The organism is Marinimicrobium locisalis (assembly GCF_039822625.1).
GTDB classification, from domain to species: Bacteria; Pseudomonadota; Gammaproteobacteria; order Pseudomonadales; family Cellvibrionaceae; genus Marinimicrobium; species Marinimicrobium locisalis.
In genome coordinates this window covers 36,591-48,754 of record NZ_JBDLLG010000009.1, presented here as the reverse complement: position 1 = coordinate 48,754, position 12,164 = coordinate 36,591, and the positions used below count along the sequence as shown (strand labels likewise).

Below are 12,164 nucleotides of genomic sequence, written 5' to 3'. Positions count from 1 at the left end.
ACAAAACAATGAGGCCCGAACCATGACCCACAACAGCGCCGAAACCGGCTGCTTGTACGTTGTCGCCACGCCCATCGGCAATTTGGGCGATATGGTACCCCGTGCGGTGGAAATTCTACAATCAGTTGCCTTAATTGCGGCGGAAGACACCCGGCACAGCGGGCGACTCTTGTCACACTTTTCCATCGAAACCCCTTGCGTGGCCTACCATGACCACAGCGACGACCGCCGAACGGAAGCGCTGGTGACCCGGTTGGAGCAGGGGGAGTCCGTGGCGTTGATTTCCGACGCCGGCACGCCTCTGGTATCCGACCCGGGCTACCGCTTGGTGCGCGAGGCGCGCCTGCGCGGTGTGCCGGTGGTGCCCATACCCGGCGCCTGCGCCCTGGTGGCGGCCTTGAGCGCCTCTGGCCTGCCTTCAGATCGTTTTTCCTTCGAGGGGTTCCCTCCGCCCAAGGTAAACGCCCGCCGCCAGTGGCTTGAGCGCTTGGAGAAGGAGACTCGCACTTTGATTTTCTATGAGGCGCCCCATCGGGTGTTGGCGTGTTTACAGGATATGGCGGAGGTATTTGGTGAGGCGCGCGAGGGGGTATTGGCTCGGGAGCTGACCAAGACCTTCGAGACTATCCGTTTGGCCCCATTGGGGGAGCTGGCGGAGTTCGTGGCTGGTGATTCGAACCAGCAGCGGGGTGAGATTGTTCTGATGGTGGCCGGCGCACCCCAGAAGAGTACGTCGGGTCTGGATGATGAGAGCGAACGGGTGATGGGGATTTTGGTTAAGGAGTTGCCCGTTAAGCAGGCTGCTACCCTCGCGTCACAGATTACCGGTGTTAAAAAGAATGCTTTGTATCAGTGGGCTTTGGATCAGAAATAGACGTTGGATCGAATTGAAGTCCGGGGCGAGGTGGGGCTATACCCTTCCAAGACACGCCGTATACTCGTCCCTGGGGGCTCGAATCGCGAATCCCGCGCTCCACGGTCTTGGAAGGGTATAGCCCCACCTCGCCCCTCAGTGCCAACCTTCGGGCTTCATTACGTAGGGTATGGTAAGGCGGTAGCCGCCACTTACCAAACGAACCACCAAAAAAACGGCGGGTGCGTTTCGCTCCGAAACGTCGGACCGACCGCGCCCTACGCAATGTTTCACCGTGGTCGTGCAGGGAAAGAGTGTAAATAGGAATTAAAGGGTGGCGAGGGAAAGAGCGCATTCGCTGGCACAGAGGCCCGGAGCGGAGTGAACCCCTTCAAGACCGTGGAGCGCGGGATTCGCGATTCGAGCCCCCAGGGACGGGTTTACGGCGTGTCTTGAAGGGGTTCACTCCGCTCCGGGCCGGAGGTGAACCCCTGTAAAACAGGACAAACGGGCTTTAGCTTAGAACCGCAGCGTACCCTGCAACGCAATACTACGGGGCCGCTCATAGAACGCGTAGTAACCCGTCCCCGTGCCCTGCGTCAGCACCGTCGCTACCGGCAAACCATTGGCGTAGCTGACAATCTCCTCATCGCCCAGGTTCTTACCAATCAGTGCCAGCTCCCAGCGATCATCCTGGCCGGACAACGCCACGCGCGCATTCACCTTCACATAACTGTCCTGCACCATCCTCGGGTCCAGCGTCGGCGTCGTCAGATACTCATCGCTGTAAATCAAATCCAACGTACTGCTCAACGTCAGGCCGCGTCCCAGCTCCGCCGTGTGATTCGCACTCAGGTTCCCCTGAAACTCCGGCGTAAACTCCCGGCTTTGACCGCTGGCGTCACACTGAGTCTGCCCCGGTGCCTGCCCGAAGTAACACTGGGCGGTGGGGAAGTCGTCGTACTCGAAATCGAGATAAGCGAAGCCGCCGCTTAGCAACAGATCATCCGTCAGCATCCAGCGACCGTCCAGCTCCAGCCCCTGAATCGTGGCTTCCGCAGCGTTGGTCACGTTGAAACTGAAAGCCCCGTCAAACTGGCTGGTTTGCAGGTCCTGGAAATCCGTGTGGAACAACGCCGCATTCAGCTCCGCGCGTCCCCCGGCCAGGGTGAACTTGCCACCCAACTCGTAGTTCTTAACCTCCTCGTCCTCGAACTCGAACACACCGGTAATAGGCTGTGGGTTGTTCGGGTCGGCCGCGTTGAATGCGTTGTTAACCGACGGGTCAGGGTGGGAGTTGGAGCGGACATCAAAGCCGCCGGACTTGAAGCCAGTGGTGTAGCTGGCATAAACCATGTCCGTGCTGTTCAAATCATATTGGAGCGTGACTGATGGGGTCAGGCCGGATTCCGAGCGGGTGCGCTCCAGCGCCTCATAGGGTTCGACGTTAAACAAACCGTAGAGCACGTTGTAGATGTCATTAGGTGCGCCCACCGGTTGCTCCACCATGGCGCCGGTCTCTTCATCGAGGGCAGTATGATACTGGCGCCGGCTCGCGGTTTTCTCTTCATCGGTGTAACGGCCGCCAAGCACCAGCCGCATATCCCGGGTGAGGTTCCAAGTGCCCTGGAAGAAAACGGCGGCGATATCGCTGTCCTGACGGAACTCCCGCTCCGTGGCGGTGCCAGCCATCTGGGCTGCGGCGGGGCCCACGGTAGATTGCAGCGCCACGGGGAAGAGGCTGTCCGCCGGTACTTCCACCTGGTCATCAAACTCCAGATCACTGCTTTGGTAGAAGACGCCGCCCAAGTAACTAAAGGGGCCGGATTCGGGCGAGGCAATACGGAATTCCTGGCTGACCTGGCTGTAATCTTCCTCGGAGAGGATGTTAAACAGCGGCACGCCCACAAAGTCGCAGTCGCACAACTCTTCGTAATCGTACGCGGTGTAACCCGTCGTGGCGGTAAGGCTGTGCCCGCCCAGCTCGGTTTCAATTTCCAGCATGGCGTTGCTGGTATTGTTATAGCTGTAGTCGCCGTTGGACTGGCGGTTGAAGTCCTGGGTTGTGTCGAGTGTGTAGGCGCCGCCGGTTAACTGGCTCAGAACGGCGGAGTAGGGCACCGTGGGCCGACCGGGCAGACTGATCTCTACCGGATTAATGACCTCCAGATTACGCCCCTCCTGGTCAAAGGAGCCGTCTTCGAGCTTAAGCGTTACGTCCCACTGGCTGTTCGGTTGCCACAACAACGTGCCGCGAATGACTTGGTCCTCTTCCCGGGTTTCGTCTCGGTTGAGGGTGGTGTTGCGAAAGTGGCCATCGATGCTGCGGTCCAGCACCGCCAAGCGGCCGCTGAGCTGCTCGCTCAGTGGGCCGGAGACCACCGCTCGCAGGTCTTGCTCGTCGTGCTCCGGCTCGTAGAGGCCAGATACTTTTGCTTCAAACTCCTCGGTGGGGCGGACCGTGGTAATGCTGATGGCCCCGGCGGTGCTGTTTTTGCCAAACAGAATACTTTGCGGGCCCCTGAGTACCTCCACCCGCTCGATATCGAGAAAGGGTGCACGGCTGAGCTGCGCCCGCCCGAAGTGCACACCGTCCACGAACTGGGCGGCCGACTGTTCAAACCCCTGGTTTACGCCGGAGCTGATACCGCGAATGGAAATGGTGGTGCCCAGGCCGGTTTGGGTCATATTGAGGCTGGGGATATAGTCCGCCATGCGCTCGATGCCCGTAATGCCATTCTCGTCAATTTTTTCGCCCGCCATGGCGTTTACCGAGATTGGGACATCCATGAGGTTCTGTTCGCGCTTTTGGGAGGTGACCACAATTTCTTGTAGCTGGGCCTCTTGAGGCGCTTGCGCTTGAGCCTGTGCCGAGGACGCGCCCGTGGTGACGGAAATGGCCAGTGCGAGGGCAGTCAGGTTGTGAATTTTCACGAGGAAGGTCTCCTTTTTTATAAAGTGCTGTATCCATGAACGATCGCTCCCGCTGGAGCGATCGCAGAAGGGGCCAATATCATAAACTAAAATGCGTCTGTAAACGGCACCGAAGGGAAAAGTTCGGTGGTTCCATGGCTTTCTTTCGGTAATGTGAGGTTGCGCACAGTTGTTTGTGCCGGTACTCTTACGCTTCGGAGTCGGCCCGACAGTCGCTCCGGCGCTTGCGCCGGGGAGGAAAGTCCGGGCTCCATAGGGCAGAGCGCCAGGTAACGCCTGGGGGGCGTGAGCCCACGGAAAGTGCAGCAGAAAGTAAACCGCCTAAGCGGCTCAGCCGCCGGTAAGGGTGAAATGGTGCGGTAAGAGCGCACCGCGCAGCTGGCAACAGTCTGCGGCGATGGTAAACCCCGCTCGGAGCAAGACCAAATAGGAACCCAATGGCGCGGCCCGCGCTGGGTTCGGGTAGGTCGCTTGAGGTGCGTGGCGACGCGCATCCCAGATGAATGACTGTCCTCGACAGAACCCGGCTTACAGGCCGACTCCGACTTATTGCTTTTTAGAGCCCTAGATTCTATCCCCCTCCTGTTTTAATACTAAAAAGTTCAAGAACTTAATGTAATACATTAAGTTTGCTTGCCAACCTGCTGAAGCGTAACCGAAACCCCTGTTTTGGCGTCAGTCTCACTCTTTCCGTTTCCTGTTTATCCCTACAGCTTTCCTGTCAGATCGCGGTGACTTCGCCGCACTTTCCTTCTCTATTGCTTGACTTTGGTTTGCCCGGATTTATAGTGTGCCATTAGTGGTAAAAAGTGGTTATTAGTGGTTTTTTGTGGAAATCCCGGGTGCCCTAGGGGCGAAAGTGGTTTAAATGACCATTGCGCGCATTTCAACGCAATAGAAGGTGAACCGTGCTAACAGGCAGTCATGCCATCAATATGGACGCGAAAGGTCGCATGGCGATCCCGACTCGTATTCGCGAGTCGCTGGTCGCGTCCTGTGATGGGCGGCTGGTATTGACGGCTCATACCCAGGAGCGCTGCCTGCTGGTCTACCCGGAACCTGACTGGCAGGAAAAGCTGCCCACGATTCAGGCACTGCCCACGCTGGACCCGGCGGCCCGTCGCATCCAACGCCTGTGGATCGGTTATGCGACCCCCGTGGAAATGGACGGCAATGGCCGCATTCTGGTGCCGCCGACACTGCGCAGCTTTGCCAGTCTCGACAAGAAGCTGATGTTGGTCGGTCTCGGCGACAAAATGGAACTTTGGAATGAAGACAGCTGGCACGAGCTCTTGGAAGAGCCGGTTCAGACTGAAATTTCACCCGAGTTGCAATCGCTGACATTCTAACCGCCCGGTCGCGGCCGGGCTCGTGATAACAAGGTAAGCCATGAGCGATTCGCCCCACCAAACGGTCCTGCTGCACGAGGCGGTTGATGCCCTGATTCAGGACGTCAATGGCTTCTACGTAGACGGCACCTTCGGCCGGGGTGGGCACAGTGCCGAGATATTGACCCGGCTCGGGAAGAGCGGTCGGCTGCTCGGGATTGATAAGGATCTGGAAGCGGTGAAGGCGGCCGAGGCGCGGTTTGCCGAAGATGAGCGCTTCGAGATGGCCCAGGGCTCGTTTGCGGCCCTGGAGTCACTGGTTGGCGGGCGCGGCCTGACCGGTAAGGTCAGCGGGTTGCTGTTGGATTTGGGGGTGTCGTCGCCCCAGTTAGATGAGGCCGAACGCGGCTTCAGCTTTCTGCAGGACGGCCCGCTGGACATGCGCATGGACCGAACCCGAGGGGAAGGCGCGGCGGAGTGGTTGGCCCGAGCGCCGGAAAGTGAAATCGCCCGAGTCTTAAAAGAGTACGGCGAGGAGCGTTTTGGTAAGCGTATGGCTCGCGCCTTGGTGAATGCCCGGCAGGAAAAGCCGATTACGCGTACCCGTGAATTGGCGGAAATCGTGAAGGCCGCCAACCCCGCATGGGAAAAAGGCAAGCACCCGGCGACTCGCGCCTTCCAGGGCATTCGCATCCACGTGAACGACGAGTTGGCGGACCTTGAAGCCGTGCTGGCGCAGTCTCTTTCAGTGCTGGCGCCCGGAGGGCGACTCGTGGTCATTAGCTTTCACTCGCTGGAGGACCGGCTGGTGAAGCGGTTTATTCGTCGGCAGGAGAAAGGCCAGCCACTGCCGGCCGGCCTGCCGGTCAGAGACGAGCAACTGGACCGGACCATGCGCAGCGTGGGCAAGGCGGTCCGTGCGAGTGAGAGGGAAGTAGGCGGCAATGTCCGGTCCCGCAGCGCCATTATGCGCGTGGCGGAAAAATTATGAGGAGCGAATGGGAGTGAGTTCGGTAAACAGCACCAGCACACGCAGCGACCGTCGGGGCTTGTTCCTGGCGGTCGCGCTCGTCTGGCTGTTGGTGCTGGTATCCGCCCTGGCGGTGGTGGCTTCTACCCATCAGACCCGAGAGCGAGTCAGTCAGTTGGAAACCCTCCGCCGCGAGGCCTCGGAGCTTCAGGTGACCTGGGGGCAGTACATGCTAGAGCAAAGCACCTGGGCCGCCTATGGCCGAGTGGAACGGTTGGCGCGTGAAGAATTGAACATGCATTTGCCTGAGGATGACGACATAGTGATGGTGATTCATGAGTAAGGGGTTGAGTAAGGGGCAGACCCTGACAATCGCCCGCTGGCGCGTCTGGCTGGTGGCCTTCGCGGTACTCGTGCTCGGGTGCGCGTTGCTCTGGCGCCTGGCCTCTTTGCAGGTTGTACCGGATATGGCCCAGGGTTACCAATTCCTCCAGGGCCAGGGTCAGGCTCGCACACTGCGCACTGAGTCCGTCAGCGCCTATCGCGGCGTTATCACCGACCGCAATGGCGAGCCTCTGGCCGTGAGCACACCGGTGGAAACCCTTTGGGCGGACCCGTCCATTCTGCTGCGTGTGCCGGAACGCTGGAACGAGCTGGCACGGGCGCTGGAAATGTCCGAGTCCGAGTTGGAGGCCCGCCTGTCGCGCTACAGTGGCAAAGAGTTCATGTATCTGGAGCGGCACCTGCCTCCGCACGCCGCGGAAGAAGTGCTCAAGCTGGAAGTGCCCGGCGTTTACAGCCAGCGGGAGTTTCGTCGCTACTACCCCGCGGGCGAGGTGGCGGCTCACTTGGTGGGCTTTACCGATATCGACGATCGGGGCCAGGAAGGGATGGAGCTGGCCTACGATGCCTGGCTTTCCGGTGAAAGCGGCGCAAAAGAAGTGCTCAAGGACCTGAGGGGGCGCACCGTCAAGGAGCTTCAGCTGATTCAGTCCGCCCGGCCGGGGCGTAACCTTACGCTCAGCATTGATCTGCGCCTGCAGTACCTGGCTCACCGGGAGCTCAAGGCCGCCGTTCAGAAATACGGGGCCAAGGGTGGCTCCATGGTCATTATGGATGTGCGTACCGGTGAAGTGCTGGCCATGACCAACCAACCTTCCTATAACCCGAACGATCGCTCCGATGTGCAGCCTGGCGCCATGCGCAACCGGGCGCTGACCGACCTGTTCGAGCCCGGCTCCCCCATGAAGCCCCTAACGGTAATGGCGGCGCTGGAAACCGGTCGTTTCTCCGCGCAAACCCGCTTTGACACCAGCCCCGGCTATACCCAGGTGGGCGCCAAAACTCTGCTGGATCCGGTGAATTACGGCGTGCTGGATGTGACTGGCATCATCACCAAGTCCAGCCAAGTGGGGATGACCAAATTGGCGCTTGAGATGGAGCCCGAAACGGTACGGGACATGTACTACCGTCTCGGCTTGGGCCAGAGCGTGGGGACGGGTTTTCCGGGCGAGGCTGTCGGCAGCCTGCCGAATCATCGCCGGTGGAGCCCGATCCAGAGGGCGACCTACGCGTTTGGCTACGGCCTGAATCTTACCACCACGCAGTTGGTCAGTGCCTACGGGGTGATTGCCAGCGGCGGCATCAAGCGCACGCCCTCCTTGCTCCGAGTGGACCAAGCGCCCGCTGGCGAGCGTGTGGTGGCCGAGCCGTTGGCACGTGAAATGGTGGACATTCTCTCCCATGTGGTGACCGAGGAAGGCACCGGCACCCTGGCCCAAATCCCTGCCTACCCGGTGGCTGGAAAAACCGGCACCGTGCACAAGGTGGGTTTGGGCGGCTACGTGGACAATCGCTATATGGCCTCCTTTGTGGGCATGGCCCCCACGGACAACCCCCGGCTGGTGGCGGCGGTCATTATCGACGAACCCTCGGACCAACGTTACTTCGGGGGCCAGGTAGCGGCGCCGGTATTTTCCAAAGTCATCGAAGGGGCCTTGCGCCTGCTTCAGGTGCCGCCCAGCAGCTCGCCGGACGGAATACTGGTTAAAGATGAGTCGGACAAAGGAGAACCCTGGTCATGAGTCAGGCTGCGTCTCTTAACCTTGCCGATTTGCTGCCGGAACAGTCACTGGAGCCTCAGAGCCAACCAGCCATTACGAGCCTGACGTTGGACAGCCGGCAGGTTCGCCCCGGCGCGGCGTTTGTCGCCCTGAAAGGCGCCCAAAGTGACGGGCGGGACTTTATCGCACAGGCCGTCGAGCAGGGCGCGGTTGCAGTCCTGGTGGATACCGATGCGCCGGCCCCCGCGGCTGCCGTTCCGGTGGTGGCGGTTGCCGGCTTGGCCCACAAGCTCAGCGAACTCGGGGGCCGGTTCTACCGGCACCCGAGTAATGAGTTGGCGGTGTTCGGCGTCACCGGCACCAACGGGAAGACCACCTGCGCACTGCTATTGGCCCAGCTGCTGACTCGGGTGCAGGGTCGCCACACTGGCGTGCTCGGTACGCTCGGTTATGGCTGCTTGGACCAACAGGCGGACGTTCAATCGCAATTGGCGAGGCTGACTCAAACCGGGTTGACTACGCCCGATGCCCTGAACGTGCAGCGGGTCATTCGGGAGCTCAAAGACGACGGCGCCGAGGCGCTGGCCATGGAAGTGTCCTCCCATAGCTTGGTTCAGGGTCGGGTGGCCGGGGTTACCATGCGCGGTGCGCTGTTTACCAATCTCACCCATGACCACCTGGACTACCACGGGGACTTCACCCAGTACGGCGCGGCCAAGGCGCGACTGTTGCTTCAGCCAGGGTTGTCGGTGGCGGTACTCAATCGTGATGACCCGTGGGCGTTTAGTCTGCTGGGCCAGTGCCCCCAGGGGGTGCGCCCCGTCACCTACTCGCTCGACAATGCCCAGGCCGACGTCTACGTCACGGATCGAGTGGACCAGCGGGCCGGCATGAGCGCGCTGGTCGTGACGCCCTGGGGGCGAGGTGAGCTCCATACGCCGCTGCTGGGGGACTTTAACCTGAGTAATTTGCTGGGCGTGGTCACTCTGTTATGTGCCTCGGGCCATTCGCTCGAGCCGGTATTGGCCGCGGTGCCCGACTTGACGCCCGCACCGGGTCGCATGGAGCCGGTGGTGGTCGACTCGGCTCGGCAGGATCTGCAAGTGGTGGTGGACTACGCCCACACGCCGGACGCTCTGGAGAACACACTCAAAGCGCTTAGCCATCACAACACCGGGCGCCTCTGGTGCGTCTTCGGTTGCGGTGGCGATCGCGACCGCGGTAAGCGCCCCTTAATGGGGCGCCTCGCCGAGCGCTACAGCGACTATGTGGTGGTCACCAATGACAACCCGCGCTCGGAAGACCCGGCACAAATTGCTGCGGATATTTTGAAAGGCATGGACAACGACCACCAGTGCTTGGTGATCGCTGACCGGGCGCAGGCCATTGACCTGGCCATTCAGCAGGCCCGCGCGGGCGATACGGTTCTGGTGGCCGGGAAGGGCCATGAAGACTACCAACTGTTTGCGAGCGAGACCATTGACTTCAGTGATCGGGATCAGGTCCAGCGTTCGCTCACCCGCCGCCTGGCAAAACACCAAAAGGGGGAGGGCACCCAATGATCGACACCATGACTTTGTCAGCGCTGGCGCGTCGGTTTGGAGGTGAGGTGGTCCACGGCGATGCCGAGTTCAACCGTCTGAGTACCGACACCCGCACGCTGCAAGCCGGCGACCTTTTTTTGGCGCTGCGCGGTGAACGCTTCGATGGCCACGATTTCCTGGAAGTGGCGGCGCGCCGCCAGGTCAGTGGTTTGGTGGTAGAAACCGTAGCGGAGGACCTGGACCTGCCCCAATGGCGCGTGCCGGATACGCTCACCGCGCTTGGCCAGATCGCCGCGGCCAATCGCGACCGTTTTACCGGCCCGCTGGTGGCACTGACCGGCAGTAGCGGCAAGACCACGGTCAGAACCATGCTCGCCGGTATTTTGGTCAGAGCCGGAGCCGTTCTGGCAACGCGGGGCAACCTGAACAATCACATCGGCGTGCCCCTGACCTTGATGGAACTGGAAGCGAACCACGAGTACGCCGTCATTGAAATGGGTGCGAGCGGCCCGGGCGAAATCGCCTCATACTGCCGCTGGGCGCGCCCCGACGTGGCGCTGATCAACAACGTTATGCCGGCTCATATCGAAGGGTTTGGCTCAGTGGAAGGGGTGGCCCGCGCAAAAGGCGAAATTTACGAGGCCCTGAGTGAGAAGGGTACGGCGGTGGTTAACCTCGATGACGCCTTCGCTCCTGACTGGCTGAAGCGTTTAGGGGAGCAGCGCATTATCGGGGTCTCGCTCGATAAAACCGAAGCGCACTGCCATGCGCGCGATATCGAGTACCGGGCCGAAGGCGTGGTTTTTACGCTCGTGGCCGGGAACGAAACCGCCCGCGTTGCCCTCGCCGCGCCGGGCGAACACAGCGTTCGCAATGCGCTCGCAGCCGCCGGTTGCGCGCTGGCGCTGGGTCTCTCGGCCCAGGCCATTGCCCGAGGGCTGGAAAGTTTTGAGCCAGTGGCCGGGCGCATGTCCGCTCGGCGCGGCTGGGGCGGCGCCTTGATTATTGATGACAGCTACAACGCCAACCCGGGCTCGGTTAAGGCGGCCATTGAAGTACTGGCCGCCCACGAAGGGCGCCGTATTCTTGTGTTGGGGGATATGGGCGAGCTGGGAGAGCACAGCGCCGAACTTCACCGAGAGGTGGGGGAGCGGGCCCGAGTTCGGGGCTTGGAACAGGTGGTAACGCTGGGGCCTTTAAGCGCCCACACCGCCGCGGGCTTTGGCGAGGGCGGTTCGAACTACGGCTCTCACGAAGCGGTTATTGAAGCACTTAAGGGGGAACTGGATGGACAAACCCGCGTGTTAGTTAAAGGTTCTCGCAGCGCCGGAATGGACCGAGTCGTGCGTGGCTTGAGCGATACCGGAGACCAAAACTGATGCTACTGTGGCTCGCAGAATACTTAGAACAATACCTGAGCGGCATGTCCGTGTTTCAGTACCTCACGTTGCGTGCGATTTTGGGGGTGCTCACCGCCCTGGTGCTCTCGCTGCTGCTCGGCCCCTGGATGATCCGCCGGTTAAATTACCTGCAAATCGGTCAGGCGGTGCGTGACGACGGCCCGCAAACCCATTTGAGCAAGTCAGGCACGCCTACTATGGGCGGCACACTGATTCTGGCGGCCATCTTTATTAGCACTTTATTGTGGACCGACCTGAGCAATCGCTATGTCTGGGTGGTGCTGATGGTCACCGGCATTTTCGGTGCTGTGGGCTGGGTGGACGACTATCGCAAAGTGGTGCAGTCCAACTCCCGTGGCTTGCCGGCGCGCTGGAAATACTTCTGGCAGTCGGTGGCGGGCCTGGGCGCGGCGATTTTCCTCTATTACAGCGCTGTGGTTCCGGCGGAAACCCAACTGTTCGTGCCCTTTTTCAAAAACGTGGCCCTGGACCTGGGGCTCTTTTACCTGGTGCTCACCTATTTCGTGATTGTGGGGTCGAGCAATGCGGTCAACCTCACTGACGGCTTGGACGGTTTGGCGATTATGCCTTCGGTCATGGTGGGCGCCGCGCTGGGGGTGATTGCCTACCTGTCCGGCCACGTGGAGTTCGCCAATTACCTGCATATTGCTCACATTCCGGGGGCCGGGGAGTTGGTTATTTTCTGCGGTGCCCTCGCCGGTGCCGGCCTGGGCTTTTTGTGGTTTAACACCTATCCGGCCCAGGTCTTTATGGGCGATGTGGGCGCGCTGGCTTTGGGCGCCGCGCTCGGTGTTATTGCCGTCATCATTCGCCATGAAATCGTGCTGTTTATTATGGGCGGCATTTTTGTCATGGAAACCGTCTCGGTGATTTTGCAGGTGGCGTCGTTCAAGTTGACCGGCCGGCGGATTTTCCGGATGGCGCCACTGCACCACCACTTTGAATTGAAAGGCTGGCCGGAGCCCCGGGTGATTGTCCGGTTCTGGATTATTACCGTCATGCTCGTTTCCTTCGGGCTGGCGACATTGAAATTGCGTTAAGGAGTATTCGA

Annotated in this window: 9 protein-coding genes and 1 other RNA gene; 9 read left to right on the top strand and 1 reads right to left on the bottom strand. The window is 60.6% G+C overall.

Translation table 11 applies throughout. From position 1 onward, the window contains the following. The first annotated feature begins 22 nt into the window (after positions 1-22). On the top strand, positions 23-874 hold the full coding sequence (gene rsmI / locus AAE514_RS07010) for a 16S rRNA (cytidine(1402)-2'-O)-methyltransferase (RefSeq protein WP_347330816.1): 852 nt from the start codon (positions 23-25) through the stop codon (positions 872-874). 498 nt (positions 875-1,372) lie between these two features. Here the strand turns inward: rsmI and AAE514_RS07005 are convergent, their stop codons facing one another. Further along, the gene (locus tag AAE514_RS07005; RefSeq protein ID WP_347330815.1) at positions 1,373-3,787 is read right to left on the bottom strand and encodes a TonB-dependent receptor; all 2,415 of its coding nucleotides are present in this window, start codon (positions 3,785-3,787) and stop codon (positions 1,373-1,375) included. 196 nt (positions 3,788-3,983) lie between these two features. Here AAE514_RS07005 and rnpB point away from each other — a divergent pair. The 8 genes from rnpB (at position 3,984) to mraY (ending at position 12,153) form a co-directional block, all read left to right on the top strand. Beyond that, an RNA gene (rnpB, locus tag AAE514_RS07000) (RNase P RNA component class A) lies at positions 3,984-4,334 on the top strand. A 361-nt stretch (positions 4,335-4,695) separates the two neighbouring features. Further along, a complete protein-coding gene (mraZ, locus tag AAE514_RS06995) occupies positions 4,696-5,136 on the top strand; it encodes a division/cell wall cluster transcriptional repressor MraZ (RefSeq protein WP_347330814.1) in 441 nt (146 codons plus the stop codon). Between the two features lie 40 nt (positions 5,137-5,176). Continuing rightward, a complete protein-coding gene (gene rsmH, locus AAE514_RS06990) occupies positions 5,177-6,106 on the top strand; it encodes a 16S rRNA (cytosine(1402)-N(4))-methyltransferase RsmH (RefSeq protein WP_347330813.1) in 930 nt (309 codons plus the stop codon). A gap of 13 nt (positions 6,107-6,119) precedes the next feature. Further along, positions 6,120-6,428 (top strand): cell division protein FtsL, encoded by a 309-nt coding sequence (gene ftsL / locus AAE514_RS06985; protein ID WP_347330812.1) that lies wholly within the window; start codon positions 6,120-6,122, stop codon positions 6,426-6,428. Continuing rightward, positions 6,421-8,169, top strand: coding sequence for a peptidoglycan D,D-transpeptidase FtsI family protein (locus tag AAE514_RS06980; protein ID WP_347330811.1), 1,749 nt, complete (start codon positions 6,421-6,423; stop codon positions 8,167-8,169). The genes ftsL and AAE514_RS06980 overlap by 8 nt, the downstream gene beginning before the upstream one ends. Further along, complete coding sequence (locus tag AAE514_RS06975) at positions 8,166-9,710, top strand: UDP-N-acetylmuramoyl-L-alanyl-D-glutamate--2,6-diaminopimelate ligase (protein ID WP_347330810.1); 1,545 nt, start codon at positions 8,166-8,168, stop codon at positions 9,708-9,710. Before AAE514_RS06980 ends, AAE514_RS06975 begins: the two co-directional genes overlap by 4 nt. Then, a complete protein-coding gene (locus tag AAE514_RS06970; RefSeq protein WP_347330809.1) occupies positions 9,707-11,071 on the top strand; it encodes a UDP-N-acetylmuramoyl-tripeptide--D-alanyl-D-alanine ligase in 1,365 nt (454 codons plus the stop codon). The genes AAE514_RS06975 and AAE514_RS06970 overlap by 4 nt, the downstream gene beginning before the upstream one ends. Continuing rightward, positions 11,071-12,153, top strand: coding sequence for a phospho-N-acetylmuramoyl-pentapeptide-transferase (gene mraY / locus AAE514_RS06965; protein ID WP_347330808.1), 1,083 nt, complete (start codon positions 11,071-11,073; stop codon positions 12,151-12,153). Before AAE514_RS06970 ends, mraY begins: the two co-directional genes overlap by 1 nt. The last annotated feature ends 11 nt before the right edge of the window (positions 12,154-12,164 follow it).

Bases quoted from the DNA above. Each gene is read 5' to 3' on its own strand.
- AAE514_RS06975 (WP_347330810.1), top strand. From the start codon at position 8,166: ATGAGTCAGGCTGCGTCTCTTAACCTTGCCGATTTGCTGCCGGAACAG.
- rsmH (WP_347330813.1), top strand. From the start codon at position 5,177: ATGAGCGATTCGCCCCACCAAACGGTCCTGCTGCACGAGGCGGTTGAT.
- mraY (WP_347330808.1), top strand. From the start codon at position 11,071: ATGCTACTGTGGCTCGCAGAATACTTAGAACAATACCTGAGCGGCATG.
- AAE514_RS06980 (WP_347330811.1), top strand. From the start codon at position 6,421: ATGAGTAAGGGGTTGAGTAAGGGGCAGACCCTGACAATCGCCCGCTGG.
- AAE514_RS06970 (WP_347330809.1), top strand. From the start codon at position 9,707: ATGATCGACACCATGACTTTGTCAGCGCTGGCGCGTCGGTTTGGAGGT.
- rsmI (WP_347330816.1), top strand. From the start codon at position 23: ATGACCCACAACAGCGCCGAAACCGGCTGCTTGTACGTTGTCGCCACG.